The 23,071-nt window shown below is 59.7% G+C and carries 26 protein-coding genes; 15 read left to right on the plus strand and 11 right to left on the minus strand.

Annotated features, from left to right (window positions below; translation table 11 throughout):
• Positions 1-36: 36 nt before the first annotated feature.
• Positions 37-2,475 (minus strand): ATP-dependent helicase HrpB, encoded by a 2,439-nt coding sequence (hrpB, locus tag AC6BYQ_RS25690; RefSeq protein ID WP_498057721.1) that lies wholly within the window; start codon positions 2,473-2,475, stop codon positions 37-39.
• 188 nt (positions 2,476-2,663) lie between these two features.
• Here hrpB and thpR point away from each other — a divergent pair, with 188 nt between their 5' ends.
• The 6 genes from thpR (at position 2,664) to folK (ending at position 7,642) form a co-directional block, all read left to right on the plus strand.
• Positions 2,664-3,206 (plus strand): RNA 2',3'-cyclic phosphodiesterase, encoded by a 543-nt coding sequence (gene thpR / locus AC6BYQ_RS25695; protein WP_019456061.1) that lies wholly within the window; start codon positions 2,664-2,666, stop codon positions 3,204-3,206.
• Positions 3,203-3,910, plus strand: a complete 708-nt coding sequence (gene sfsA / locus AC6BYQ_RS25700; RefSeq protein ID WP_019456062.1) for a DNA/RNA nuclease SfsA — start codon at positions 3,203-3,205, stop codon at positions 3,908-3,910. The genes thpR and sfsA overlap by 4 nt, the downstream gene beginning before the upstream one ends.
• A gap of 183 nt (positions 3,911-4,093) precedes the next feature.
• Positions 4,094-4,549 (plus strand): RNA polymerase-binding protein DksA, encoded by a 456-nt coding sequence (gene dksA / locus AC6BYQ_RS25705; RefSeq protein WP_004937569.1) that lies wholly within the window; start codon positions 4,094-4,096, stop codon positions 4,547-4,549.
• A gap of 72 nt (positions 4,550-4,621) precedes the next feature.
• On the plus strand, positions 4,622-5,533 hold the full coding sequence (gluQRS, locus tag AC6BYQ_RS25710; protein WP_074055105.1) for a tRNA glutamyl-Q(34) synthetase GluQRS: 912 nt from the start codon (positions 4,622-4,624) through the stop codon (positions 5,531-5,533).
• A 61-nt stretch (positions 5,534-5,594) separates the two neighbouring features.
• A complete protein-coding gene (gene pcnB, locus AC6BYQ_RS25715; RefSeq protein ID WP_071532880.1) occupies positions 5,595-7,142 on the plus strand; it encodes a polynucleotide adenylyltransferase PcnB in 1,548 nt (515 codons plus the stop codon).
• Positions 7,142-7,642 (plus strand): 2-amino-4-hydroxy-6-hydroxymethyldihydropteridine diphosphokinase, encoded by a 501-nt coding sequence (gene folK, locus AC6BYQ_RS25720; protein ID WP_498057722.1) that lies wholly within the window; start codon positions 7,142-7,144, stop codon positions 7,640-7,642. Before pcnB ends, folK begins: the two co-directional genes overlap by 1 nt.
• A 5-nt stretch (positions 7,643-7,647) precedes the next feature.
• On the opposite strand, the gene qseC is transcribed toward folK, so the two are convergent.
• On the minus strand, positions 7,648-9,006 hold the full coding sequence (gene qseC, locus AC6BYQ_RS25725) for a quorum sensing histidine kinase QseC (protein WP_239043856.1): 1,359 nt from the start codon (positions 9,004-9,006) through the stop codon (positions 7,648-7,650).
• On the minus strand, positions 9,003-9,665 hold the full coding sequence (qseB, locus tag AC6BYQ_RS25730; RefSeq protein ID WP_004937550.1) for a quorum sensing response regulator transcription factor QseB: 663 nt from the start codon (positions 9,663-9,665) through the stop codon (positions 9,003-9,005). The genes qseC and qseB overlap by 4 nt, the downstream gene beginning before the upstream one ends.
• A 167-nt stretch (positions 9,666-9,832) precedes the next feature.
• Between qseB and panB the strand changes: the two genes are divergently transcribed.
• From panB to panD, 3 genes are all read left to right on the plus strand, one after another.
• Positions 9,833-10,627, plus strand: coding sequence for a 3-methyl-2-oxobutanoate hydroxymethyltransferase (gene panB, locus AC6BYQ_RS25735; protein ID WP_004937548.1), 795 nt, complete (start codon positions 9,833-9,835; stop codon positions 10,625-10,627).
• Positions 10,628-10,650: 23 nt separating this feature from the next.
• Positions 10,651-11,505 (plus strand): pantoate--beta-alanine ligase, encoded by an 855-nt coding sequence (gene panC, locus AC6BYQ_RS25740; protein WP_019456066.1) that lies wholly within the window; start codon positions 10,651-10,653, stop codon positions 11,503-11,505.
• 145 nt (positions 11,506-11,650) lie between these two features.
• Entirely contained in the window at positions 11,651-12,031 is a 381-nt protein-coding gene (gene panD / locus AC6BYQ_RS25745) for an aspartate 1-decarboxylase (RefSeq protein WP_004937544.1), read from the plus strand.
• 35 nt (positions 12,032-12,066) lie between these two features.
• On the opposite strand, the gene AC6BYQ_RS25750 is transcribed toward panD, so the two are convergent.
• From AC6BYQ_RS25750 to AC6BYQ_RS25760, 3 genes are all read right to left on the minus strand, one after another.
• Positions 12,067-13,347, minus strand: a complete 1,281-nt coding sequence (locus AC6BYQ_RS25750; protein ID WP_498057723.1) for a polysaccharide deacetylase family protein — start codon at positions 13,345-13,347, stop codon at positions 12,067-12,069.
• Positions 13,348-13,524: 177 nt separating this feature from the next.
• The gene (locus AC6BYQ_RS25755; RefSeq protein WP_019456068.1) at positions 13,525-14,295 is read right to left on the minus strand and encodes an ABC transporter permease; all 771 of its coding nucleotides are present in this window, start codon (positions 14,293-14,295) and stop codon (positions 13,525-13,527) included.
• A complete protein-coding gene (locus tag AC6BYQ_RS25760) occupies positions 14,292-15,215 on the minus strand; it encodes an ABC transporter ATP-binding protein (protein ID WP_015379030.1) in 924 nt (307 codons plus the stop codon). Before AC6BYQ_RS25760 ends, AC6BYQ_RS25755 begins: the two co-directional genes overlap by 4 nt.
• Before the next feature lie 210 nt (positions 15,216-15,425).
• Between AC6BYQ_RS25760 and can the strand changes: the two genes are divergently transcribed.
• A complete protein-coding gene (can, locus tag AC6BYQ_RS25765) occupies positions 15,426-16,082 on the plus strand; it encodes a carbonate dehydratase (RefSeq protein WP_019456069.1) in 657 nt (218 codons plus the stop codon).
• A 37-nt stretch (positions 16,083-16,119) separates the two neighbouring features.
• Here can and hpt read toward each other — a convergent pair whose 3' ends face one another.
• The 4 genes from hpt to cueO all read right to left on the minus strand — a co-directional run bounded on the left by hpt (position 16,120) and on the right by cueO (position 18,999).
• Positions 16,120-16,656 (minus strand): hypoxanthine phosphoribosyltransferase, encoded by a 537-nt coding sequence (gene hpt, locus AC6BYQ_RS25770; RefSeq protein ID WP_048234659.1) that lies wholly within the window; start codon positions 16,654-16,656, stop codon positions 16,120-16,122.
• Between the two features lie 90 nt (positions 16,657-16,746).
• Positions 16,747-16,860, minus strand: coding sequence for a hypothetical protein (locus AC6BYQ_RS25775; RefSeq protein ID WP_498057724.1), 114 nt, complete (start codon positions 16,858-16,860; stop codon positions 16,747-16,749).
• Between the two features lie 165 nt (positions 16,861-17,025).
• The gene (gene relB / locus AC6BYQ_RS25780) at positions 17,026-17,217 is read right to left on the minus strand and encodes a type II toxin-antitoxin system RelB family antitoxin (RefSeq protein ID WP_004937521.1); all 192 of its coding nucleotides are present in this window, start codon (positions 17,215-17,217) and stop codon (positions 17,026-17,028) included.
• 105 nt (positions 17,218-17,322) lie between these two features.
• Positions 17,323-18,999, minus strand: coding sequence for a multicopper oxidase CueO (gene cueO, locus AC6BYQ_RS25785; RefSeq protein ID WP_019456070.1), 1,677 nt, complete (start codon positions 18,997-18,999; stop codon positions 17,323-17,325).
• 217 nt (positions 19,000-19,216) lie between these two features.
• Here cueO and AC6BYQ_RS25790 point away from each other — a divergent pair, with 217 nt between their 5' ends.
• The 3 genes from AC6BYQ_RS25790 to speD all read left to right on the plus strand — a co-directional run bounded on the left by AC6BYQ_RS25790 (position 19,217) and on the right by speD (position 21,375).
• Positions 19,217-19,564: a YacC family pilotin-like protein gene (locus AC6BYQ_RS25790; protein ID WP_004937515.1), complete on the plus strand. Its 348-nt coding sequence runs from the start codon at positions 19,217-19,219 to the stop codon at positions 19,562-19,564.
• Positions 19,565-19,689: 125 nt separating this feature from the next.
• A complete protein-coding gene (gene speE, locus AC6BYQ_RS25795; protein ID WP_498057725.1) occupies positions 19,690-20,553 on the plus strand; it encodes a polyamine aminopropyltransferase in 864 nt (287 codons plus the stop codon).
• 27 nt (positions 20,554-20,580) lie between these two features.
• Entirely contained in the window at positions 20,581-21,375 is a 795-nt protein-coding gene (gene speD / locus AC6BYQ_RS25800; RefSeq protein WP_126171765.1) for an adenosylmethionine decarboxylase, read from the plus strand.
• A gap of 37 nt (positions 21,376-21,412) precedes the next feature.
• Here the strand turns inward: speD and yacL are convergent, their stop codons facing one another.
• Positions 21,413-21,775, minus strand: a complete 363-nt coding sequence (gene yacL, locus AC6BYQ_RS25805) for a protein YacL (protein WP_004937507.1) — start codon at positions 21,773-21,775, stop codon at positions 21,413-21,415.
• 468 nt (positions 21,776-22,243) lie between these two features.
• Between yacL and AC6BYQ_RS25810 the strand changes: the two genes are divergently transcribed.
• Together AC6BYQ_RS25810 and AC6BYQ_RS25815 are read left to right on the plus strand one after the other, a co-directional pair.
• A complete protein-coding gene (locus AC6BYQ_RS25810) occupies positions 22,244-22,534 on the plus strand; it encodes a hypothetical protein (protein WP_025160355.1) in 291 nt (96 codons plus the stop codon).
• 84 nt (positions 22,535-22,618) lie between these two features.
• Entirely contained in the window at positions 22,619-22,975 is a 357-nt protein-coding gene (locus AC6BYQ_RS25815) for a hypothetical protein (RefSeq protein ID WP_071532881.1), read from the plus strand.
• The last annotated feature ends 96 nt before the right edge of the window (positions 22,976-23,071 follow it).

Genomic DNA, 23,071 nt, shown 5'->3' on the forward strand with positions numbered 1-23,071 from the left:
GAAACATCTGAATTCCAAACCTTAAATGCTCGCGGCCTACTGATATTTCTTCGTTCGGCGCGTCGGTACCGCCGTGGCCGGGTCGTCCGGCCACGCATGTTTCGGGTAGCGGCCCTTCATCTCTTTTTGCACCTCACGATAGGCGCCTTGCCAGAAGGCCGCCAGATCGCCGGTGATTTGCAACGGCCGGTGCGCCGGTGAGAGTAACTCAAGCACCACCGGGATGCGACCCTCCGCCAGCATCGGGCTGCGCTGCTCACCGAACACTTCCTGCAATCGTACCGCCAGCGCCGGCGGTTTGCCGGCCTCATAACGGATTGGCAAGCGGCTGCCGGTCGGCACAGTGTAATGAGTGGGTAGCGCATTATCCAGCCGCTGCTTTTGCTGCCAGTCCAACAGCCGTGACAGCGCCTCGGCGATGTTGACCTGCTTCAACCTGCGCAGATCGCGCACGCCGCTCAGCGACGGCAGCAGCCACTGTTCCAACGCCGCCAGCAGCGGTTCTTCGTCCATCGCCGGCCATTCCGCCTCCGGCAGCCAGGCTTGCGCGCACTGCAGGCGCACCCGCAATTGTTCGGCGGCGCCCTCCCAGTTGAGCACCGCCAACCCCTGCGCGCGCACCCAATCGAGCAGCGCCTGCTGCAGCTCTTCATCCGCCGGTTTGGCCAGCGGCTGGGCGCGCAACGTCAGACGGCCGATCTGCTGGCGCTTCCAGGCGCGCAGCGTGCCCTTCTCTTCATCCCACTCCACCGCCGTACGCGGCGTGACGATCGCCGGCAGCTGCGCCGCCAGCGCCTCGATATCGACCGGCAACGCCAGCAAAATACGCGCATCGGGGCTGTTGTGGCCCTGCAACAGACTGGGGACGATCAGCCACGGCGCACGCGACAGCGCTTCGTCCTGGTTCATCGCCGCGCCCATGCCGTTGGCCAGCAGGTAGCGGCCATCCTGACCGCGCCGCTGGGCGATGCGATCGGTAAACGCCAGCGCCAGCAGACGCGGTGCCAGATCGATATCGATTTGCCCCGCACGCTGCGGCAGGCGTTTGGCCAACTGCGCGGCACGCTGCCGCCAGTTCGGCTGCGGGCGGCTCAGCCAGTAGCCGATATCCATCTGCCCGCCGCGCGGCGGCTCCTCCAGCAATGCCGCCAGCAACGCCGCCGTTGCCAGGCCATCGGCGCTCAGCGCCGCGCCGGCGACCAGCATCGCCGCCAGCCGTGGCTCACAGCCCAATGCGGCCATCTGGCGCCCCGACGCGGTGAGCTTGTCGCCGTCATCCGTGGCCCCCAACCGCTGCAGCAACGCCCTGGCCGCCGCCAATGCCACCGCCGGAGGCGCGTCAAGCCAGGTCAGCTGCGCCGGATCATGACAACCCCACTGCAGCAGTTCGAGCCAGAAACCGGTGAGATCGCTCTGTAAAATTTCCGGTTCAGCGTGTTCCACCGCACGCTCCGCCTGCTCCTTGGCGAACAGGTGCCAGCAAATGCCCGGCTCCAGGCGCCCAGCACGCCCGGCGCGCTGCACCATCGAAGCCTGACTGATGCGCTGTGTCGCCAGCCGCGTCAAACCGTTGCGCACCTCGTAGCGCGCCACGCGCTCCAGGCCGCTGTCCACCACCAACCGAATGCCTTCAATAGTCAGACTGGTCTCGGCGATGTTGGTCGCCAGCACCACCTTGCGGCGGCCAAACGCCGCTGGCTGAATCGCTTTTTGCTGCTGCGCCAGCGGCAACGCGCCATACAGCGGGCAAAGATCGGTATCGCTCGCCACCTCGCCGGTCAAGCGCTCCAGCACCCGATTGATCTCCGCCACACCCGGCAGGAACAGCAGCAACGACCCCGCCTGCTCGGCCAGCAGGCGCTTCACCGCCGCCGCAACGCCGTCTTCCAGCCGCAGATGGCTGGCCAACGGCTGATACTGGCGCTCAACCGGGAAGCTGCGCCCTTCGGACACCACCACCGGCGCTTCCGGCAGCAGCTGCGTCATACGGGCGTTATCCAACGTAGCCGACATGATCAGCAGTTTCAGATCGTCGCGCAGCCCTTGCTGCACATCGAGCAGCAGCGCCAGCGCCAGATCGGCCTGCAGGCTGCGCTCGTGGAATTCATCGAGGATCACCAACGATACGCCCTGCAGCTCGGCATCCTGCTGCAGCATGCGGGTGAGAATACCTTCCGTCACGACCTCCAGCCGGGTCTGCGGCCCGCTTTTACTTTCGGCGCGCATGCGGTAGCCCACGGTCTGACCGGGCTCTTCTCCCAGTTGCTGCGCCAGACGGTAAGCGACGTTTTTCGCCGCCAGCCGCCGCGGCTCCAGCATGATAATGCGCCCCGGCAGCCCGGCGTTAGCCAGGATCTGCAGCGGCAACCAGGTGGATTTACCGGCGCCGGTCGGGGCGTGCAACAGCACCTGCGGGGCAGACTGCAGCGCAGCCAGCAACTCATCGAGCACCGCGCTGACGGGCAATGAAGACACTGAATTCTCCGTAGTGGTTAACGTTAAACGGCGTACAGTGTAGCATTAGCTGTATCCCCGTAGCCTTTCAAACTGCGGCGGCGTTAGCTATAGTACGGAGCTCATCCATGTGCCCCGCCCCTCGTGGGGCCGTTGCAAGCCGCATTCCTGTCTGTCCCGACGGATTCGTCATTATTTACCGAGCCCCCATGTCCAATTCGCGCCGCCTGTTTTTCGCCTTGTCCTTGCCTGATGCCCTGCAACAGCAGGTGATCCGCTGGCGCGCCGAGGCGTTTGCGCCAGAGGCCGGCCGACCGGTGGTGGCGGCCAATTTGCACCTGACGCTGGCGTTTCTCGGCGAGGTCTCCGCGCAAAAAGAGCTGGCGCTGCGCAAGCTGGCCGGCCGCATTGTGCAACCCGGCTTCAGCATGCGGCTCGACGATCTCGGCCATTGGCCGCGCCCCGGCGTGGTCTGGCTCGGCACCCGCCGCGCGCCGCGCGGGCTGTTGCAGCTGGCCGAGCTGTTGCGTTCGCAGGCCGCCCGCAGCGGCTGCCATCAAAGCGCGTTGCCGTTCCATCCGCATATCACGCTGCTGCGCGCCGCCACCCAGCCGGTGGCGATCCCGCCGGCGACGCCGGGTTGGACATTCAGCGCCGACGCCTTTTCCTTGTATGAGTCGGTATTCGAACACGGCCGCACTCGTTACCAACACCTCGAACAGTGGCCGCTGGCCAAGCAGGCATCCGCATGATTTTCTCTCCACCGCTGCGCTCCGCCACGCTGATCAAACGTTACAAGCGCTTTCTGGCGGACGTGATCACCCCGGAAGGGGAAACCTTTACGCTGCACTGCGCCAATACCGGCGCCATGACCGGTTGCGCTACGCCTGGCGACACCGTTTGGTACTCCACCTCGGACAATCCCAAACGCAAATACGCCCACAGCTGGGAACTGACCCATACCCAACAGGGGCACTGGATCTGTGTCAACACCCTGCGCGCCAACGCGCTGGTGCGCGAGGCAATCGAACACAATTTAATCAATGAATTATCCGGTTACAGTAAAATTAGCGGCGAAGTGAAATACGGCGCTGAAAACAGTCGTATCGATTTGTTATTACAGGCAGAAAACCGGGTTAACTGCTATATTGAAGTTAAGTCAGTCACATTACTGCAACAACAACGTGGTTACTTTCCTGATGCGGTAACGCTCAGAGGGCAAAAGCACCTGCGTGAGTTGCTCAGCGTGGTTGAAAGCGGGCAACGGGCGGTGTTGTTCTTTGCCGTGTTACACAGCGGTATTGAGCAGGTCGCACCGGCACATCATATAGATGAGCGCTATGCGGCGCTGTTGGCACAGGTCCGGCAGTTGGGAGTGGAAGTGGTTTGCTACGGGGCAAAATTATCACCTGACGGTATTTATCTCTGCGATAAGCTGCCGTTTTTTATCGATTAGCGCAGTCGGGTCCCTATAAATAGACAACCGACCAGCACGATCGCCAAATACGCCTTCCTTCACACGATTGTCAAGCGGGCGACAGGAATAATTGCCAACCTACCTTCCTTCTGTTATTTATAGCGGCCTGTTTTTCCCCCGCATTGGGGATTCGATAGTGCGTGTGTATGTAGGAGAAGCAACATGCAAGAAGGGCAAAACCGTAAAACCTCGTCCTTGAGCATTCTCGCCATCGCTGGGGTGGAGCCGTACCAAGAGAAGCCGGGCGAAGAGTACATGAACGACGCCCAGTTGTCGCATTTCAAGCGCATTCTTGAAGCGTGGCGCAACCAGCTCAGGGACGAAGTGGACCGTACTGTATCGCATATGCAAGAAGAGGCAGCCAACTTCCCTGATCCGGCCGACCGTGCCACTCAGGAAGAAGAGTTCAGCCTTGAACTGCGTAACCGTGACCGTGAACGCAAACTGATCAAAAAGATCGAGAAAACGCTGAAGAAAGTGGAAGACGATGATTTCGGCTACTGCGAATCTTGTGGCGTGGAGATCGGTATTCGTCGCCTCGAAGCGCGTCCGACCGCCGATCTGTGCATCGACTGCAAGACGCTGGCTGAGATCCGCGAAAAGCAGATGGCCGGCTAATACCGTTGTTACCGCTGCGGCGTGCGCACCCTCGCGCGCCGCACAGAGAAAAGGGAACCTCTCCCCTCTGATATGCAAGAAAGTCATTATGTGGGGCGCTTTGCCCCATCGCCTTCCGGGGATCTGCATTTCGGTTCGCTGATTGCCGCTCTGGGAAGCTACCTTCAGGCTCGCGCCCAACGCGGGCAGTGGCTGGTTCGCATCGAAGATATCGACCCGCCGCGTGAAGTCCCCGGCGCCGCCGCTCGCATCCTGTCCGCGCTGGAACATTATGGTCTCCACTGGGACGGCCAGGTCATCTATCAATCCCAACGTCACGATGCCTATCGCGCCGCGCTGGATCTGTTGCAGCGCCAGGGGCTCAGTTATTACTGCACCTGCACCCGCAGCCGCATCCAGCACATCGGCGGATTGTACGACGGCCACTGCCGCGATTTGCAGCTCGGCCCGCAGGGTGCCGCCATCCGCCTGCGCCAGACCGCGCCCGTTTACGGCTTTCACGATCGCCTGCAGGGAGAGCTGCACGCCGATCCGGCTCTGGCGGGAGAAGACTTCATCATTCGCCGCCGCGACGGGCTGTTCGCCTATAACCTGGCGGTGGTGATCGACGACCATTTTCAGGGCGTGACCGAGATTGTGCGCGGCGCCGACCTGATCGAACCGACGGTGCGCCAAATCGCCCTCTACCGCCAGCTGCAGGCGCCGGTGCCCGCCTATGTGCATCTGCCGCTGGCGCTGGGCGCCAACGGCATCAAGCTGTCGAAGCAAAATCATGCGCCGGCGTTGCCCGCAGGCGATCCGCGCCCGGTGCTGATCGCCGCGCTGGAATTTCTGCGCCAACCACTGCCGGAAAGCTGGCAAGATCTTGACCTGCCATTATTATTGAGCTGGGCAGTCGAACATTGGCGGTTGGAAAACGTGCCGCGTCAGGAGGCTATCCCTCTGGATGAAAACACGCCGGCATTCTCAAAGGAGCCCTGGTGAGCTATGATTAGCCGCTATTTTTTGTTAGCTCCATTTTTATCAGTCACTATCGAGGTGTACCATTTTTACCCGAGTAGCCAACTTCTGTCGTAAGGTACTGACCCGCGATGACAAGCTGCCCCGCGACGACGCGGCGGCCGGCGATAAAAACGTAGTCCGCGAAGAGCGTGCCGCGGCGCCAAGCCGCCCTGCGCCACAGCCGCGCGCCGCCGATAACGGCAGCAGCGCCCCTGCCCGCCGCTCAACGCCGCGCAAACGTCCTCCTTTCCCCCTCGCCGAGAGCAACGACTCGATGACCGTGATCCCGCGCGAACAGCACTCGATTTCCCGCAAAGACATCAGCGAGAATGCGCTAAAAGTGCTTTATCGCCTGAACAAGTCCGGCTACGAGGCCTATCTGGTCGGCGGCGGCGTACGCGATTTGTTGCTCGGCAAAAAGCCGAAAGACTTCGACATCACCACCAACGCCACGCCGGAGCAAGTGCGCAAGCTGTTCCGCAACTGCCGCCTGGTCGGTCGCCGCTTCCGCCTGGCGCACGTGATGTTCGGGCCGGAGATCATCGAAGTGGCTACTTTCCGCGGCCACCACGAACAAAATCAGGAATCCGACAAGAACTCCTCCCAGCAGGCACAAAACGGCATGCTGCTGCGCGACAACATCTTCGGCTCGATCGAGGAAGACGCCCAGCGCCGTGATTTCACCATCAACAGCCTGTACTACGGCGTGGCGGATTTCACCCTGCGCGATTACGTCGGCGGCCTGAACGACCTGAAACAAGGCGTGATTCGCCTGATCGGCGATCCGGAAACCCGCTACCGCGAAGATCCGGTGCGCATGCTGCGCGCGGTGCGCTTCGCCGCCAAACTGGATATGCGCATCAGCGAAGAAACCGCCGAGCCGATCCCTCGTCTGGCCTCGCTGCTGCATGAGATCCCACCGGCGCGTCTGTTCGAAGAATCCCTCAAGCTGCTGCAGGCGGGTTACGGTTTCCAGACCTACCTGAAGCTGTGCGAATACCAGCTGTTCCAACCGCTGTTCCCGCTGATCGCCCGAAACTTTACGCCGAACCACGATACGCCGATGGAACGCATTCTGGTGCAGGTGCTGAAGAACACCGATCATCGTCTGCAGAACGACATGCGCGTCAATCCGGCGTTCCTGTTCGCCGCCATGCTGTGGTACCCGCTGCTGGAGCACGCGCAGAAGCTGGCGCAGGAAAGCGGCCTGGCCTATTACGACGCCTTCGCTCTGGCGATGAACGACGTGCTCGACGAGCAGTGCCGCTCGTTGGCCATCCCGAAACGCATCACCACGCTGGTGCGCGATATCTGGCAGCTGCAGCTGCGCCTGTCCCGCCGCCAGGGCAAACGCGCGCACAAACTGATGGAGCATCCGAAATTCCGCGCCGCCTATGATTTGCTGGCGCTGCGCGCGGAAGTGGAAGACAATCAGGAAATGTTGCGTCTGGCCGAGTGGTGGGGCGAATTCCAGGACGCCACGCCGGCGCGGCAGAAAGCCATGCTGAGCACCCTGGGTGACGATCCGGCGCCGCGCCGCGCGCGTCAACGCCGCCCTCGCCGCCGGGCACCGCGTAAAGAAGGGGCATAATGATCCGCGTTTATATCGCGCTGGGCAGCAACCTGGCGCAGCCGCTGCAACAGGTTAAAGCCGCACTGGAGGCGCTGGAGCATCTCCCGCGCACCCGGTTGGTCACCTGTTCTCCGTTTTACCGCACCAAGCCGCTGGGGCCGCAAAACCAGCCGGATTTTCTCAATGCGGTGGTGGCACTGGATACCCTGTTGCCGCCCGAACAGCTGCTCGACCATACCCAGGCGATAGAACGCAATCAGGGGCGCGTGCGCAAGGACGAACGCTGGGGGCCGCGCACGCTCGATCTGGACATCATGCTGTACGGCGACAAGGTGATCCATACCGAGCGTCTGACGGTGCCGCATTACGGCCTGAAAGAGCGCGAATTCATGCTCTACCCGCTGGCGGAAATCGCCCCTGACCTGATTTTCCCCGATGGCGAACCGCTCGCCAGCTGCCTCAAGCGCGTGCCGGAAAACGGCATGGCGCTGTGGCATCAGCCCAAACCGAAGTCCTGACCCGCCTACAGCGCCAGCCGCGCAACGAACCCGCCCGCCGGGCGATTGGCGAAGCTGACCTGCAAACCATGCAGCCCGGCGATGCGCTGCACGATCGATAATCCCAGCCCGCTGCCGGTTTGTTCCTGCCCCGGCGGGCGATAGAAGCGTTCTCCCAGCCGCGCCAGATGCTCCGTGGTCACCCCCGGACCGTCGTCCTCCACCGTCAGCGAACGTTCGCTCAATGTCACGGTGACCACGCCGCCCTTCGGGGTGTAGCGCACCGCGTTGTCCAGCAAGTTGCGCAATAGCAGCGACAGCAGCAAGGTCTGGCCCTGACGCGCCGGCGGCGTTCCCTGCTGTTCATAACGCAGCGTCACGCCCGCCGCATAAGCCTGCTTATCCTGTTCCGCCAAGGTCATCGTCACCAGTTCGTTCCAGTCGATCGGCGCCAGCTCGGCCAGATCCGACAGCGAATCCAGCCGCGACAGCGTGAGCAGCTGATCCACCAGCCGGGTGGCGCGATCGATGCCCACCGTCAGATTGTCCAGCGCATGCTCGCGCATCGGCGCATCGTCCCCCGCCAGCTGCACCACTTCGGTCTGCACCCGCAGCGCCGCCAGCGGGCTACGCAGCTCGTGCGCGGCATCGGAGGTGAAGCGCCGTTCCCGCACCAGCAAAGCGTTGATGCGGGCGAACAGCGCATTGAGCGCATCCACCAGCGGACGCACCTCGGTCGGCACCTGGCGCGCGTCCAGCGGCGTCTCGTCATCGGGTGCGCGCCGGCGCAAACCGGCCGCCACCGCGCGCAGCGGCCGCAGTTCGCGCCCTACCATCAGCGCGATCAGCAGCATCAGCACCGGCAGCGTCACCAGCCAGGGCACCAGTTGGCCGGTCACCATGCCCAACGCCATATCGCGCCGGTAATCCCATTCCTGACCAACCACGATACGGTAACGACCGTCCGGGCTGGTCAGCCACAGCAGACGCCAGCTGTCGTCATCACCTTTGCGCTCGCCGTCGGTAAAACCTTCACGCTCTTCGTCAAACAGGAAGTCGGCGCCGTTCTCGCCGTCGTTGAGCAGCATCTTGCCCTGGCGATCGAAGATGGCGAACGCCAGCGCGTCGTCGTCCTGCTCGCCACGCTTGCCGTGGTGCACCAGCTTCTTGGTTTTCGGCAGGCTGCGCGCGCTTTCATCGGCCAGCAGATCGCCGAGGTTGGCGGTCGCCAGCCGTTTGGCGAACAGCATCTGTTGGGTGTCGAACACTTCGTTGATGGTGTTGCGCGACATCACCCAGGCCACCACGCTGGCGGTGCTCCAGGTCAGCAGCGCCAACAGGCTGAAGATCAGGATCAGGCGCAGCCGCAGGCTGAGACGCTTCACGGCGCATCCCCCAGCGTGTAACCCACGCCGTGGATGGTGCGGATGAAACCGTTGCCCAGCTTGCGCCGCAGGTGATGAATATGCACTTCCACCGCGTTGCTGCTCACCTCGTCGTCCCAGTTATACAGCTTCTCCTGAATCAACGGCCGCGCCAGCACCCGCCCCTTGTTGTGCAGGAACAGTTCCAGCACCGCCAATTCACGCGGCGTCAGCGTCACCGGCTCGCCGTTGCAGCTCACGCTGCGGGTGGCGCTGTCGAACACCACGTTGCCGTGCGTCAACTGCGGCATCAGTTGGCCGTGGCGACGACGGATCAGCGCCTGCAGCCGCGCCGCCACTTCGGCCAACGCGAACGGCTTGCACAGGTAATCGTCGGCGCCGCTTTGCAGCCCGCTGACCCGCTGCTCCAGCGCGTCGCGGGCGGTGAGGATCAATACCGGCACATCCTGTCCGGCCTGGCGCCACTGGCGCAGCAGATCCAGGCCATCGAGGCCCGGCAGACTGAGATCGAGGATCACCGCGTCGTAGGGCGCGCTGTCCAGCGCGTTTTTACCGACGGCGCCATCGGTGAACCAGTCCAGATTGAAGCCGAGTTTGGTCAGCCCGGCCTTGATGCCGTCCCCGATCAGTTTGTCATCTTCGATCAGCAAAATTCGCATGAGTATCCCTTTTAAGTCATGGCGCCATTGCACCACAAGGTTCTTAAGAACCGCTTAAGCATGGCGATCCGCGCTACCCACCCCGATCGGGTTACAGTAGAATGGCTGCACTTTTTTTGCAGCCTGGGCCTGCGTACGCCGCACGGCCCGTTTCAGGAGACGTTGTGATGAAACCCACCACCGTGACCCATTTGCGCCAGTGGAAACAGGAGCAACGCAAGTTTGCTACCCTTACCGCCTACGATGCCAGCTTTGCCAAACTGTTTGAAGAGCAAGGCATCAAAGTCCTGTTGGTGGGCGATTCGCTGGGCATGACGCTGCAGGGCCACGACTCCACGCTGCCGGTCACCGTCGCCGACGTGGCCTATCACACGCGCGCCGTGCGCCGCGGCGCGCCGGCCTGCCTGCTGCTGGCCGATCTGCCGTTCATGAGTTACGCCACCCCCGAACAGACCTTCGCCAATGCCGCCGAGCTGATGCGCGCCGGCGCCAACATGGTGAAACTGGAAGGCGGCAGTTGGCTGTGCGACACGGTGAAAATGCTCGCCGAGCGCGCGGTGCCGGTGTGCGGCCACCTGGGCCTGACGCCGCAGTCGGTCAACGTGTTCGGCGGCTATAAGGTGCAAGGGCGCGACGAACTGGCCGCCAAACAGCTGCTGCAGGACGCGCAGAATCTGGAGCTGGCCGGCATTCAGCTGCTGGTACTGGAGTGCGTGCCGACCGAGCTGGCGCGCCAGATCACCGAAGCGCTGTCCATTCCGGTCATCGGTATCGGCGCCGGCAACGGCACCGACGGCCAGATCCTGGTGATGCACGACGCCTTCGGCATCACCGGCGGCCACACGCCGAAGTTCGCCAAGAACTTCCTGGCGCAGAGCGGCGATATCCGCACGGCGGTGCAGCACTACATTCAGGAAGTGGAGCAAGGCCTCTACCCGGCGGCTGAACACTCTTTTAACTAAGCGATGGTTCCAGGAGTCACCCAATGATTATTATCGAAACCCTGCCGATGCTGCGCCAGCAGATCCGCCGCTGGCGCCAGGAAGGCAAACGCATCGCGCTGGTGCCGACCATGGGCAACCTGCACGACGGCCACATGACGCTGGTCGATGAAGCGCGCGCCCGTGCCGACGTGGTGGTGGTGAGCATCTTCGTCAACCCGATGCAGTTCGAGCGACCGGACGATCTGGCGCGCTACCCGCGCACGCTGCAGGAAGACAGCGAGAAGCTGACCCGCCGTGGCGTCGATCTGGTGTTCGCGCCGGCCCCGGCCGCGGTCTATCCGCAGGGGCTGGAGCAGCAGACCTACGTCGACGTGCCGGGCATCTCCACCATCCTGGAAGGCGCCAGCCGGCCGGGCCACTTCCGCGGCGTTTCCACCATCGTCAGCAAGCTGTTCAACCTGGTGCAACCTGATTTGGCCTGTTTCGGCGAGAAGGATTACCAACAGCTGGCGCTGATCCGCAAAATGGTGGCGGACATGGGTTACGACATCGACATCGTCGGCGTGCCGACCGTACGCGCCAAAGACGGCCTGGCCCTCAGTTCGCGCAACGGTTACCTGACCGCCGAAGAGCGCAAGATCGCGCCGCAGCTGAGCAAGATCATGAACGCGCTGGCGCAACAGCTGGCCAATGGCGAACGCCATGTCGAAGAACTGCTGGAGCAGACTGCCGAGCAGCTGCGCGCCGCCGGCTTTACGCCGGATGAGCTGTTTATTCGCGACGCCGACAGTCTGCAGCCGCTGACGGTGGACAGCCAACGGGCGGTGGTGCTGATGGCCGCCTGGTTGGGCAAGGCGCGTCTTATCGACAACCAGCAAGTCGATCTGACGCTGTAAGCCATTTTTTATACTGTCGTCACCCTGAAGCCAAGACCATTGGTAGACAATAGCGGGGCAATCGGTGACGATAGAGATTGCAGGGATGCAGGAGAGATGTTCAACCCCAGCGCCTGTGAAGGCCGATATTCAGTTAGGTAAAGCTATGATACGTACTATGCTGCAAGGCAAGCTGCATCGCGTCAAAGTCACTCAGGCTGACTTGCACTATGAAGGGTCCTGCGCCATCGACCAGGATTTCCTGGAGGCCGCCGGCATTCTGGAATATGAAGCGATCGACATCTACAACGTGGATAACGGCCAGCGCTTCTCCACCTACGCCATCGCCGCCGAGCGCGGTTCGCGCATCATTTCGGTCAACGGCGCCGCCGCGCGCTGCGCCTGCGTGGGCGACAAGCTGATCATCTGCTCCTATGTGCAGATGACCGACGCCGACGCTCGCCAACATCACCCGAAAGTCGCCTATTTCGAAGGTGACAACAACCTGCAGCGCAAGGCGAAAGCCGTGCCGGTTCAGGTCGCCTGACAATAAAAACGGGCGCCTTGCGCGCCCGTTCTCCCTTACTGCACCACCACCGTGCCCGGCTTGTTGGCTATTCGATCCGCCATGGTCTGGATCGAATCGGTGCGCAGAATATACAGCCGCTTCAGCGTATAGGGATTATCCCCCGGCTTCACCTTGCCCTGCACCGTGGTCACCGCCATGTGGAAGCCGGCATCCTGCGCCGCCTGAATCGCCCGCTGATTGTAGCCGCCGAACGGATAAGACAGATACAGCACGTGCGGATTGAACTGCGACAGCGCGCGGCGTGAACGCTCAAAATCGAACTCGATATTGTGCAGCGAACGGCTCAGCAAAATCGGCTGGCGATTGCCGTCGGTGCGGTGCAGGAAGTGGGTATGCGACTGCACGTCGAACACGTCCTGAATCTGCTTCAGCTCCGAGATGCTCATAAACTGCAGCGAGTCCGGGCTCCATTTTTGCGGGTGGCGCTTGATGCGCGAAGAGATGATGAACGCCGTCGCGCGGAAACCGTAATCCTTCAATACCGGATAAGCATAGCGATAAACCGATTTCAGCCCGTCGTCGAAGGTCAGCACGATCGCCTTGCCCGGCAGGTTGATCTGGTTCTTCAGGTAGGCTTCCAGCTGATACAGCGAAATGGTGTCGTAGCCCGCCTGTTTCAGGTAGGTCATCTGGTTGCTGAACGCCGCGTCTGAGGTGGTGGTCGACGTGTGGCGGAAGCGCTTGTTCTCTTCGTTTTTAAGCAGGTGGTGGTAAGTCAGCACCGGTATGCCGTTATCGATCTCGCAGTCCAGTTCATTGACGAACCCCAGCCGATCGCCGATGTTGACCTCGTACCAGGTGTTGTTAAGCCGATCCTTCAGCTTGCCGATGATCGGGTAACGCAAGTTGCCTTCCAGCGTGCCAAAGACCTCGCTCTCTTTGTCCGCCGCAGTGTAAACGTCGATCGCCTTTTGGGTGATCAAATTCTGGTTGGTCAGCGGCTTGTTCAGTTCGCCCAGATCGTCTTGCACCTTGCGCGACTTCTTCAGCTCACGCACGTCGTCTTTATCGATAAAGCCGGTGCCGTGCCCGAATTTGAATTCGTAGTATTCCGCATCTGCCGGGAACACCTGGATCAGCTGCCCGCGTTTCACTTCCCCTACCGGGATCACATGTTCGCCCACCAACGCATAAACTTCGCTGTCGCGTTGCGCTTCCATGTATTCAGATTTAACCGCGCTGTCTTCCGACAGCAAATTCGCCAGGCTCACAGGGGAAACCAACGACATCAGAATGCCGAGTAACCCAGCCGCTAACTTGTATTGAGGCCGCATGATGATGTTCTGCTTACGAGTGCGTAATGACAAAAGTGAAGGAAATGTGGAGCGCCAGCATAGCACGATTTGAACAACGGGGAACTAACGGTTATTTGAGCAATTCTATTGATTTACGCGCCGTCTGCGCCAGATCAAGGAAAGCGCCCCCGCCGGGAAAGCGAGGGCGCGCCGGGATCAGCTGCGCAGGCCGCGGCCGCGCTCGATCAGGTACCAGGACGCCAGGTAGAACACCGCGATAAACGCCACCAGCACCGCCATGGTGAAGACCAGCGGCACGTCGTTAACGCCGAGAAAACCGTAGCGGAAACCGCTGATCATATAGACGATCGGGTTCAGCTTGGACACCGCCTGCCAGAATGGCGGCAGCAGCGACAGCGAGTAGAACACCCCGCCCAGGTAGGTCAGCGGCGTCAGCACGAAGGTCGGGATCAGACTGATGTCGTCGAAGGTGGTGGCGAACACCGCGTTGATCAGCCCCGCCAGCGAGAACAGGATCGCCGTCAGCAGCAGCGTCAGCGCAATCACCCACCAGGCGTGCACCTGGAGCGGTACGAAGAACAGCGAGATGATGGTCACCAGCACACCGACGCAGATGCCGCGCGCCACGCCGCCGCCGACATAACCGGCGATCACCACGTGGGTCGGCACCGGCGCCACCAGCAGTTCCTCAATGTTGCGCTGGAACTTGGCGCTGAAGAACGACGAGGCGACGTTGGCGTAAGAGTTGGTGATCACCGCCATCATGATAAGGCCGGGCACGATGAACTGCATGTAGCTGAAGCCGTGCATATCGCCGATGCGCGAACCTATCAGGTTGCCGAAGATGATGAAGTACAGCGTCATGGTAATCACCGGCGGCACCAGGGTCTGGATCCAGATGCGCGCGAAGCGGTTCACCTCTTTGGCCCAGATGCTCTGCAAGGCCACCCAATACAAACGCGTCATGCTTTCTCTCCATTGCCGTTAACCAGGGTGACAAACAGCTCTTCCAGGCGATTCGCCTTGTTGCGCATGCTCAGCACCTGCACGCCCTGCGCGCTCAGCTGGGCGAACAGGCCGTTCAGCCCCTGCTCGCGCATCACTTCCACTTCCAGCGTCGAGGTATCCGTCAGGCGGCTATGATAACCGTCCAGCTTCGGCAGCGGGCTTTTCGCCGCCAGATCGAGGATGAAGGTTTCCGACTTCAGTTTGGCCAGCAGCCCCTTCATCGACGTGTTTTCCACCAGCTCTCCGTTCTGGATGATGCCGATGTTGCGGCACAGCATTTCCGCCTCTTCCAGATAGTGGGTGGTGAGGATGATGGTAGTGCCCTGGGCGTTCAGCTCTTTCAGGAAGCCCCACATTGAGCGGCGCAGCTCGATATCCACCCCGGCGGTCGGTTCATCGAGGATCAGCAGCTTCGGCTGATGCATCAGCGCGCGGGCGATCATCAGACGGCGCTTCATGCCGCCGGACAGCATGCGGGCGCGCTCGTTGCGCTTGCCCCACAGGTCCAGCTGATTGAGGTATTTTTCGGCGCGGGCCATCGCTTCACGCCGCGTGACGCCGTAGTAACCCGCCTGGTTCACCACGATCTGCAACACGGTCTCGAACGGGTTGAAGTTGAACTCCTGCGGCACCAGGCCGAGCTGGCGCTTGGCGTTGACGATGTCTTTATCGATGTCGTAACCGAACACCCGCACGCTGCCGGCGGTTTTGTTCACCAGCGAGCTGATGATGCCGATGGTGGTGGATTTTCCGGCGCCGTTGGGCCCCAGCAGGGCATAAAAATCCCCCGCTTCGACGCTCAGGTCGATGCCGCGCAGCGCCTTGACGCCACCGGCGTAAGTCTTGGTCAGCTGCGCTAATTCCAGTGCATAATTCATATGTAAAATAGTACCTTATGACGATGAGTATGCCGCCGCGCCCCTGTTTGCGAGGCTTGAGACAATAACAATAATCCTAGCATTAGCGGCGTTTTCACTGAGTCGAATCCGTGCGGAAAATGAGGTTGCGCCACTGTTCCGATTTCCAAATTGTGACGCTTACCCTATATTACCCCAACGCAATCTGTTCGTTACGAGTCAATAACCTCCATGAAAGAAATCGAAGAGCTTATCGCCAACAACCAGGCTTGGTCGGCCAGCATCAGCCAGGAAGACCCGGAATTTTTTGAACGTTTAGCCCAGGCGCAAAAGCCCCGTTTCTTATGGATTGGTTGCTCTGACAGCCGCGTTCCCGCAGAACGCCTGACCGGTCTTGAGCCGGGTGAACTGTTCGTCCACCGCAACGTAGCGAACCTCGTTATCCATACCGATCTTAACTGCCTGTCGGTGGTGCAGTATGCGGTAGATGTGCTGGAAGTCGAACACATCATCATCTGCGGCCACCTGGGTTGCGGCGGCGTACAGGCGGCGGTGGAAAACCCGGAGCTGGGTTTGATCGACAACTGGCTGCTGCACATTCGCGATCTGTGGTACAAGCACAGCTCGCTGCTGGGCGAGCTGCCGCCGGAGCAGCGTTTCGACATGCTGTGCGAGATCAACGTCATTGAGCAGGTATACAACCTGGGCCACTCCACCATCATGCAGTCCGCCTGGAAACGCGGTCAGAAGGTGATGATCCACGGCTGGGTATACGGCATTCAGGACGGCCGTCTGCGCGATATGGAAGTGCTGGCGACCAGCCGCGAGAGCCTGGAGATGGGCTACCGCAAAGCGATAGCCAAACTGAAGCAGGATAAAGGCGTATAACCCCGCTGCGGGCGCGGTTTGCCGCGCCCCACATCGATCACTCGTCCAGCAGCACCACTTTGCCGACGTACGGCAGGTGACGATAGCGCTGAGCGTAGTCGATGCCATACCCCACCACGAATTCATCCGGGATCGAGAAGCCGACATATTCGACCGGCACCTGCACTTCACGGCGCTCAGGTTTGTCCAGCAGGGTGCAAATCGCCAGCGATTTCGGCCCGCGCAGCGCCAAAATCTCGCGCACCTTGTTCAGCGTGTTGCCGGAATCGATGATGTCTTCCACGATCAGCACGTCTTTGCCACGAATGTCTTCGTCCAGATCCTTGAGGATCTTCACGTCGCGGGTGGTGGACATGCCGCTGCCGTAGCTGGAGGCGGTCATAAAGTCGACTTCGTGCGGCACGTCGATCGCGCGGCACAGATCAGCCATGAACATGAAGGAGCCGCGCAGCAGCCCGACCAGCACCATGTCACTGCCGCTGTCGCGGTAATGTTCGGTGATCTGGCGGCCAAGTTCGGCGATACGGGTCTTAACTTCCTGCTCGGAAATCATTACGTCTACAGTGTGTTTCATAGTATTCAGGTCAGTTGCCGGAAGAAAGGCGCAGAGTTTAGCATAGGCCGTTACGAGTTGCCTCTCTCCCGGACAGGGGAGTTTTCTTTATTAAGGGTATTCCTGACAAGCGTGCAGGACACCCACTATTTCAATGTGCGCAGCCAGCACGCGGTAAACCACAATGTAATTAAGATGAACGACCATTTCACGCGTCCCGTTCACCCTGCCTGGCCGGAATAGATAAGGATGTTCCGCTAACGGGATAACCGACTCTCATGCGTTGCAACAGAGCCTCAGCGGCAACGGGATTTCGCTCCGCGATAAAGGCAAGCAGCGTGTATAAACCTGTTTTTGCTTCGTCAGTCCATTTGACGATTAACATGAAGGTCAGGCCGATTTTCTTTTGGCTTTTGCCTGTTCGATAATGTGGCGAGCACCGGCCATGACCTCGTCATGGGGGACGCGAGGGGTGTCGCTATTGATGGAAGATTCCACCGTGCTTCTGAACCAACGATCATAGCTATCAGCCTGCTCTTGAGTCTCAAACTCAGAAACGATGGGATCCAGTTTTGTCGGCATGACGCACTCCTCAACAGCTGATATTTTAATCAGTATAACGGCATCCTTTCATTGAACCAAGCGGTGGCGACGCGAGCGCACCGCCACCTGAGCGCCGGACCGCGATCAATCGGCGACGGTGAAGCCCATCATCATGCCGGTATCTTCGTGCTCCAGCAGGTGGCAGTGGGCCATATACGCATGTTCGCTGCTGGCCGGATGGTCGAAACGCACCAGCACTTCGCTGCGCCATCCTTCGACGCGCACCGTGTCCTTCCAGCCACTGCGGTGCGCCGCCGGCGGTTTGCCGTTTTCCGACAAGATGCGGAACTGAGTGCCGTGAATATGGAACGGGTGCAGCATCATGTCGCCCTCGCCGGAAATGGTCCATTTTTCATACTGGCCCCGTTTGGCGGCGAACATCGGCTTGGCCATATCGAAGGCCTTGCCGTTGATCATGTTGCCATGGCTGAAATCGAACGGTTTGGCTTTGCCCTGCGCACCACCGTGATCCATCCCGGCCATCTTGCCATGATCCATGCCTTTCATGTTGCCCATGTTGCCATGGTCCATGTTCTGCATGCCGCCCTTTTCCATACCCGGCATGTTGCCGTGGTCCATGCCTTTCATGTCTGTGCCGCCCATCGCGCCGTGATCCATGCTCATGCCGGCCATCGCCTGGTGGCCATAGCGATCCATCAGCGCCTGCATGCCCAGCATATCCAGCTGCGGATCCATCATCAGCTGTAGCCAGCGCTCCTGGATGCCGGCGGTGGCAGGCAATGCCGGCAGCTTCACCAGGCTGTCCGGCATGGTTTTGACGCCCTGCGCCAACGATGGCTGAATGCGCAACACCGGCAGCGCTTGATCGAACGGCGCCAGCGTCATGCCCATCTGTTTAACCGGCAGCGTCACGATATCGAACGCTTTCCCGTCGGAAGCATCGACCAGCACTTCAAAGCGTTCACCCATCAACATCGGCAACTCGGTCAGTTTCACCGGCTCTGCCAGGAAACCGCCGTCGCTGGCGATGACGTACAGCGGACGATTGTCGCTGGCCGCCAGATTCAACGAGCGGGCGTTGCAGCCGTTAAGGAAACGCAGACGCAGCCAACCGCGCGGCGCCAGATGCTGCGGATACTGCGCGCCGTTGGTGAACATGCGATCGCCAAACCAGCCCACCGCCGCGCTCATCACGTCCAGGCGGTATTCGATCTGCGCGTCTTTGCCCAACCGCTTATCCTGCAGGATCACCGGAATATCATCCTGCCCCCAGGTTTTCGGCAGCGGCAGTTTGGCGCTTTCCTCATCTTCCAGCAGCACCAGCCCCGCCAGCCCCATCATCACCTGGCTGCCGGTTTTACCGTGGGTATGCGGGTGGAACCAACAGGTGGCCGCCGGCTGTTCGACGGTGAAATTCACCGTGCGCGTCGCGCCGGGATGGATCAGCGCCTGCGGGCCGCCATCGACATCGCCAGGAATTTCCAGACCGTGCCAGTGGACGGTGCTGGCCTCCGCCAGGCGGTTTTTGATATCGACCGTCACCGGTTGGCCCCGCTGCAGTTTCACCGCCGGCCCGAGCAACGCGCCGTTGAATCCCCAGGTTTTGGTCGCGGCACCGGGCACCCAGCGGGTTTCCCCCGCCTGCAGCGCCAGCGCAATCTTTCCCTGCGCGTCCGGCGTCAACAGCGGCGGCACCGGTAAAGACGGCCGATCGGCCGCCCAGGCGGCCCGGCTCCATAACGGCAGTGCGCTCGCAGCGCCCAGCGCGGCGGTTAATTTAATAAAATCACGGCGTAACATCGCTGACTCCCTTTTCCCAGTGACATAGCTCAATGCCGCCAGCCTAAACCTTCCCCTTGGCGGAAGGTCAAGCCTTTCCTGGCGGTATTTTAAGCTATGCCTCACAATCAAGAGAGTGCGACTGGCGAACGTGACGCTGGCCCGCCGGTAATAAAATTTGGTGCCTTTACAGGCAAGTGTGGTAACGTCTGCAGACGACAAACAGGTCTATTTCATGATGAAAAAAACAACGTTATCGATGCTGCTGCTGGCGATGCTGGGCTTCTCCAACGCCAGTCTGGCGCTGAATGAATCCGAGGCGGAAGATCTGGCCGATCTGACGGCGGTATTTATTTATTTGAAAAATGATTGCGGCTACAACGATTTGCCAAACGCGCAAATCAAACGCGCCATCGTCTATTTCGCGCAACAAAATCGCTGGGATCTGAGCAACTACAACAGCTTTAACATGAAGGCGCTGGGCGAAGACAGCTATCGCGATCTCAGCGGCATCGCCATTCCAACGCCTAAAAAGTGCAAATCGCTGGCGCGCGACTCTTTGAGCCTGCTGGCTTACGCCAATTAATTCCTCCCCCTTCTCCCGTCCGCCTTCCGCTCCCTCTGTCTGAAATTCAACCGTGCATCGCCAGGCAGAGTTAGCTATTATGTTGCGCCGATTTTTCATGGCTGTTATTACGGAGTTTCCCGCACATGACCCAGAAAGAAATTTGGTACGAAACGCTGCATACGGGCTTCGGCCAGTACTTCTCGGTAGAGAAGGTACTGTACCGCGAGAAGACCGATCATCAGGATCTGGTGATCTTCGAGAACCCGGTGCTGGGGCGCGTGATGGCGCTCGACGGCGTGGTGCAAACCACCGAGCGTGACGAGTTCATCTATCACGAAATGCTGACCCATGTGCCGCTGCTGGCGCACGGCGCGGCGAAGAAAGTGCTGATCATCGGCGGCGGCGACGGCGGCATGCTGCGTGAAGTCAGCCGGCACCCCGGCGTGGAGCAGATCACCATGGTCGAGATCGACGCCGGTGTCGTCGAATTCTGCCGCCAGTACCTGCCCAACCACAGCGCCGGTGCCTATGACGATCCGCGTTTCAAACTGGTGATCGACGACGGCGTCAATTTCGTGAATCAAACCGACGAAACGTTCGATGTGATCATTTCCGACTGCACCGATCCGATCGGCCCCGGCGAAAGCCTGTTCACCTCGGCGTTTTATGAAGGCTGCGCCCGCTGCCTGAATGAGGGCGGCATTTTCGTCGCGCAAAACGGCGTCTGTTTCCTGCAGCAGGACGAGGCGGTCAACAGCCACGCCAAACTGAGCCGCTATTTTACCGACGTCAGCTTCTATCAGGCAGCGATCCCGACCTATTACGGCGGCATCATGACCTTCGCCTGGGCGAGCCAGAATCCGGCGCTGCGCCAGCTCGGTCAGCCTGCCCTGCAACAGCGCTTTAACCAAAGCGGCCTGCGCTGCCGTTACTACAACCCGGCAATTCACGTCGGCAGTTTTGCCCTGCCGCAATATTTGCTCAATGCCCTGAACGTAACACGTTAAGCGAGAAGATAAAGGAGGTGGCCCAAATTGCATAAGCTAAAACTGCACGGCTTCAACAACCTGACCAAGAGCCTGAGTTTTTGTATTTACGATATTTGTTACGCCAAGACCGCAGACGATCGCGACGGCTATATCGCCTACATTGACGAACAATATAATGCCAACCGGCTGACCGAGATCCTGAGCGAAACCTGCTCGATCATCGGCGCCAATATTCTGAATATCGCGCGCCAGGACTACGATCCGCAGGGCGCCAGCGTCACCATCCTGGTCAGCGAAGAACCGATCGACCCGAAAGACGTCGATACGTCGGAACACCCCGGCCCACTGCCGAATACGGTCGTCGCGCACCTGGACAAGAGCCATATCTGCGTGCACACCTACCCGGAAAGCCACCCGGAAGGCGGGCTTTGCACCTTCCGCGCCGATATCGAGGTTTCGACCTGCGGCGTCATTTCGCCCCTCAAGGCGCTGAACTACTTAATTCACCAGTTGGAATCCGACATCGTCACCATGGACTATCGCGTGCGCGGTTTTACCCGCGACGTGAACGGCGTGAAACATTACATCGATCATGAGATCAATTCGATTCAGAACTTTATGTCGGAAGACATCAAAGCGCTGTACCACATGATGGACGTGAACGTTTATCAGGAAAATATCTTCCATACCAAGATGTTGCTGAAAGACTTCGATCTGAAGCACTACCTGTTTAACGCAGAACCGGAAGCGTTGAGCGCCGCCGAGCGCAAACAGATCACCGATCTGTTATGGAAAGAGATGCAGGAAATCTATTACGGCCGCAATATCCCGCATCTGTGATGGAAGGGGCGCGACGCGGTGCGCCGCGCCCCGATGCTTAATACTTCAGCATGAAAGAACGATAGGCCTTCAACACCAGCAGGAAATCCTCAACGCCGCAGAATGAGAGGCTTTCTTCGTCGTAGTAATTCATCCCCTCTTCCATTTCATCGCCTTCGAACTCCAGCTGATTGGCGCGGATCATCACCTCTTCACCATCCATCAACAGCGTATATTCATGGCCTTCCAACTGCCATTGACGCTCGCTGCCTTTTACCTCGGCCGCACCGGCTTCAATGCGGTCCAGCAGGTTGAAATCGCCTTTGACTTCTTCGTTGATCCAGTGGCCAATCGCTTCATGCCCCATCGAAAATCTGACGATCACCTGACCGGTAACGTCACGCAGAAATTCGTAATCCATAGCATGCCCTCCTGAGCCCTTTTTCTTAGTGTAAACATAAATTGATTGCTAACTCAGTGAGCGCTCGCAAAGTTGGCAACTCGGCAAAATAAAACCTCGGCGGCGCGCAATATAGCGGCTTGCGGCGGTGATGGGAAGACGCCGGATGCGATCTATCAAGGAAAGGGAAATGAATACATCATCGCCGTGCGGCGCAGGCTCGCCATGCGGAAAGTGTGCCGAGCGTCGGCAGATAACAGGCTATTTATTTGAATCATGTAGAGACCGTGAAGATGTATGTCATGATTTTATCAGATTAATTATTTCCCTTTAAAATAAACAAGTTACCAATTAATGATGCGAGGAGGCTTGATTGACATCTCCTCAATATCGATTAGCTTTTAAATAAAGGAGCTTGAATTGTGTTCACTAGCGGCCAGAGGTGTCCTCACCTCCTTCATACCTATCACCACGATCAGGATGTGTGCCATGAAATACATAATCTCCATTATCGCACTGAGCGTAATGTTCTCTGCATCGGCGTTCGCCGCCAAGCAAATCACGCTTGAAGAATCAGCCAATTACACCAAACTTGGCGATCTCTCCGTTCAACAGACCGGCCTGCCTACCGTCGGCCATAAATACATTTCCGCAGCCGTTGATAAAAAATGTAATGAACTCAGTGGGCTGGACGGGAAGGACTGCTTCTATCGCATCGTCTCCGCCAGCGGACAAGAGAGCGACCACAAAGACATCCATGTAGAGATATTTAAAAAATAGCCCATGCAGCCGCGTGCCGACCTCGTCTCGCCACCGTGAAGATGTCGCCGGATGCAGACCATTTCCTGTATCAGGAGATTGAAAATGAACGCTATTTTATCGAAATATCCTATGTTGTTGCTGGCGTGTTTGCTGCTGTTGCCCACGACCAGAGCGGCCGCAGACGTCATCGTCAATATCGGCCCGGAACCCGCTTGCCCCTATGGCTACTACGATTATGCGCCCTACTATTGCGCCCCTTACGGCTATTACGGCCCCGATTGGTTTATCGGCGGCAGATTTATCGGCGCAGGGCCCTGGTTCCACGGTCCACGAGAATTTCGCGGCCATGTGGATAACCGTTTCGATCCCAAACACGGTTACCGAGGCGCATTTCCGGAGCGTGGAGATGTCCCCTTCAACCATTTTAGGGGCAACGAGATGCGCAACGGGCGTGGCTAACCGTATGAATATCTGGATGAATAAATATCCTCCGGCATAGCCGGAGGTTTTTCATATGCGCCTATAAGGCTCTGTTACCAGCCGCGCCCTAACAGG

This window comes from Serratia sp. LTN-2 (assembly GCF_059740205.1).

Bases quoted from the DNA above. Each gene is read 5' to 3' on its own strand.
- thpR (WP_019456061.1), top strand. From the start codon at position 2,664: ATGTCCAATTCGCGCCGCCTGTTTTTCGCCTTGTCCTTGCCTGATGCC.
- sfsA (WP_019456062.1), top strand. From the start codon at position 3,203: ATGATTTTCTCTCCACCGCTGCGCTCCGCCACGCTGATCAAACGTTAC.
- dksA (WP_004937569.1), top strand. From the start codon at position 4,094: ATGCAAGAAGGGCAAAACCGTAAAACCTCGTCCTTGAGCATTCTCGCC.
- gluQRS (WP_074055105.1), top strand. From the start codon at position 4,622: ATGCAAGAAAGTCATTATGTGGGGCGCTTTGCCCCATCGCCTTCCGGG.
- folK (WP_498057722.1), top strand. From the start codon at position 7,142: ATGATCCGCGTTTATATCGCGCTGGGCAGCAACCTGGCGCAGCCGCTG.
- qseB (WP_004937550.1), bottom strand. From the start codon at position 9,665: ATGCGAATTTTGCTGATCGAAGATGACAAACTGATCGGGGACGGCATC.
- panB (WP_004937548.1), top strand. From the start codon at position 9,833: ATGAAACCCACCACCGTGACCCATTTGCGCCAGTGGAAACAGGAGCAA.
- panC (WP_019456066.1), top strand. From the start codon at position 10,651: ATGATTATTATCGAAACCCTGCCGATGCTGCGCCAGCAGATCCGCCGC.
- panD (WP_004937544.1), top strand. From the start codon at position 11,651: ATGATACGTACTATGCTGCAAGGCAAGCTGCATCGCGTCAAAGTCACT.
- AC6BYQ_RS25750 (WP_498057723.1), bottom strand. From the start codon at position 13,347: ATGCGGCCTCAATACAAGTTAGCGGCTGGGTTACTCGGCATTCTGATG.
- AC6BYQ_RS25755 (WP_019456068.1), bottom strand. From the start codon at position 14,295: ATGACGCGTTTGTATTGGGTGGCCTTGCAGAGCATCTGGGCCAAAGAG.
- AC6BYQ_RS25760 (WP_015379030.1), bottom strand. From the start codon at position 15,215: ATGAATTATGCACTGGAATTAGCGCAGCTGACCAAGACTTACGCCGGT.
- can (WP_019456069.1), top strand. From the start codon at position 15,426: ATGAAAGAAATCGAAGAGCTTATCGCCAACAACCAGGCTTGGTCGGCC.
- hpt (WP_048234659.1), bottom strand. From the start codon at position 16,656: ATGAAACACACTGTAGACGTAATGATTTCCGAGCAGGAAGTTAAGACC.
- relB (WP_004937521.1), bottom strand. From the start codon at position 17,217: ATGCCGACAAAACTGGATCCCATCGTTTCTGAGTTTGAGACTCAAGAG.
- cueO (WP_019456070.1), bottom strand. From the start codon at position 18,999: ATGTTACGCCGTGATTTTATTAAATTAACCGCCGCGCTGGGCGCTGCG.
- AC6BYQ_RS25790 (WP_004937515.1), top strand. From the start codon at position 19,217: ATGAAAAAAACAACGTTATCGATGCTGCTGCTGGCGATGCTGGGCTTC.
- speE (WP_498057725.1), top strand. From the start codon at position 19,690: ATGACCCAGAAAGAAATTTGGTACGAAACGCTGCATACGGGCTTCGGC.
- yacL (WP_004937507.1), bottom strand. From the start codon at position 21,775: ATGGATTACGAATTTCTGCGTGACGTTACCGGTCAGGTGATCGTCAGA.
- AC6BYQ_RS25810 (WP_025160355.1), top strand. From the start codon at position 22,244: ATGAAATACATAATCTCCATTATCGCACTGAGCGTAATGTTCTCTGCA.
- AC6BYQ_RS25815 (WP_071532881.1), top strand. From the start codon at position 22,619: ATGAACGCTATTTTATCGAAATATCCTATGTTGTTGCTGGCGTGTTTG.